Origin of the sequence: Mesorhizobium sp. CA5 (genome assembly GCF_020165105.1) — a bacterium.
Taxonomy (GTDB): Bacteria; Pseudomonadota; Alphaproteobacteria; order Rhizobiales; family Rhizobiaceae; genus Mesorhizobium.
On sequence record NZ_JAIUHJ010000049.1, the window covers coordinates 1 to 1,001 of the forward strand.

Here is a 1,001-nt window from a genome sequence, read left to right on the forward strand (position 1 = left end):
TCCGTCGTGCGGAAGTAGAACTGCGGACGGTAGTTGGTGAAGAACGGCGTGTGACGGCCGCCCTCGTCCTTGGTCAGGATGTAGGCTTCGGCCACGAACTTCTTGTGCGGCTTGACCGTGCCGGGCTTGGCCAGAACCTGGCCGCGCTCCACGCCTTCACGGTCGACGCCGCGCAGCAGCGCGCCGATGTTGTCGCCGGCCTGGCCCTGGTCGAGCAGCTTGCGGAACATCTCAACGCCCGTGCAGGTCGTCTTGGTGGTCGGACGGATGCCGACGATCTCCAGCTCCTCGCCGACCTTGACCACGCCGCGCTCGACGCGGCCGGTCACAACCGTGCCGCGGCCCGAGATCGAGAACACGTCCTCGATCGGCATCAGGAACGGCTTGTCCAGCGGACGAACCGGCGTCGGGATATAGGCGTCGACCTGCGCCATCAGCTCGCGGATGGCGTCCTCGCCGATGGTCTTGTTGGAATCTTCCAACGCAGCCAGCGCCGAACCCTTGACGATCGGAATGTCGTCGCCGGGGAACTCGTTCTTCGACAGAAGCTCACGAACCTCGAGCTCGACCAGCTCAAGCAACTCGGCGTCGTCGACCTGGTCGACCTTGTTCAGGAACACCACGATCGAGGGAACGCCGACCTGGCGGGCAAGCAGGATGTGCTCGCGGGTCTGCGGCATCGGGCCGTCGGCCGCCGAAACCACCAGGATCGCGCCGTCCATCTGCGCCGCACCCGTGATCATGTTCTTCACATAGTCGGCGTGGCCGGGGCAGTCGACATGGGCATAGTGACGGTTGGCCGTCTCATACTCGACATGCGCCGTCGAGATCGTGATGCCGCGCGCCTTCTCTTCAGGTGCCGCGTCAATCTGGTCATAGCGCTTGTATTCGCCAAAATACTTCGTGATCGCCGCCGTCAGCGACGTCTTGCCATGATCGACGTGACCGATCGTGCCAATGTTCACATGCGGCTTGGTGCGCTCGAATTTACCTTTTGCCAT

General features: G+C 63.3%; 1 protein-coding gene. It reads right to left on the reverse strand.

Features of this window, described 5'->3' with window-relative positions; genetic code table 11:
• On the reverse strand, positions 1–1,001 hold a 1,001-nt coding region (gene tuf / locus LB529_RS28930), incomplete at both ends, for an elongation factor Tu (protein WP_224712976.1).